Annotated in this window: 1 protein-coding gene; it reads left to right on the top strand. The window is 48.3% G+C overall.

The window, feature by feature from the left end:
• On the top strand, window positions 1-824 hold an 824-nt coding region (locus tag A3735_RS00975; RefSeq protein WP_197485561.1), incomplete at its 5' end, for an MFS transporter.
• Between the last annotated feature and the right edge of the window lie 119 nt (window positions 825-943).

Genomic DNA, 943 nt, shown 5'->3' with positions numbered 1-943 from the left:
CGCAAACTACACTGTATAAGTGGGTGGCAATTCTAACCGGATCTAAGAATGCCTTGAAAGGTGTCGGCTTCTTTTTAGGCGGCGCTTTACTGGCCACTCTCGGTTTTCAAGGTGCCGTTCTTGCTATGGCGCTAAGCTTGTTTGTGGTTTGGCTGGGTAGCATGTTTGCCTTAAAACAAGACTTAGGCAAGGCAAAGAACAAACCGAAGTTCACTGAAATATTTTCTAAAAGTCGGGCAATCAACGCCCTCTCAGCAGCTCGCTTATTTCTGTTTGGTGCCAGAGATGTTTGGTTCGTGGTTGCCTTGCCCGTTTATCTAGCGAGCGAGTTCGGCTGGAACCATTGGTCTGTAGGAGGCTTTCTTGCAAGCTGGGTAATCGCCTATGGTTTAGTGCAGTCCTTTGCCCCCAAGATTACGCAAAGCTCGACCAAGCGCGCCCCCGATGGCCATAGCGCGCTCGGCTGGGCGCTGCCTCTAATGCTGATACCCGCGGGCATCGCACTAGCCTTATCGAGCTCGCTTTCAGCACAGCTGGTGATCGTAATAGGTTTACTCGCCTTCGGCGCCCTGTTTGCTATAAATTCTTCTTTGCACAGCTACCTGATTGTGAGTTACGCCAGTGACGATGGCGTATCCTTAGATGTGGGTTTCTACTATATGGCCAATGCCATGGGCAGGCTAGTTGGCACCGTACTATCAGGTTGGATTTTCCAGTCTTATGGCCTTGAAGCATGTTTATGGGTATCGAGTACATTTATCGCCCTTTCGGCGACCATTTCACTTGCTCTTCCCAAACATAAAACGAACACAGTAAACACTTAAGCTTGAGCCTACGGTTCATGACTGTAAACTAGACCGCTTTCTTATTTGAACGGCCACAATTGTTATGAAAATGAATACCCGTGTTACGCTTATTTGTCTCTTGTTATCTCTGCCTTTGA

The sequence above is a fragment of the Oleiphilus sp. HI0061 genome (assembly GCF_001635675.1).
The sequence above is the reverse complement of the archived record's forward strand: the minus strand, read 5'-3'. Positions and strand labels throughout refer to the sequence as shown.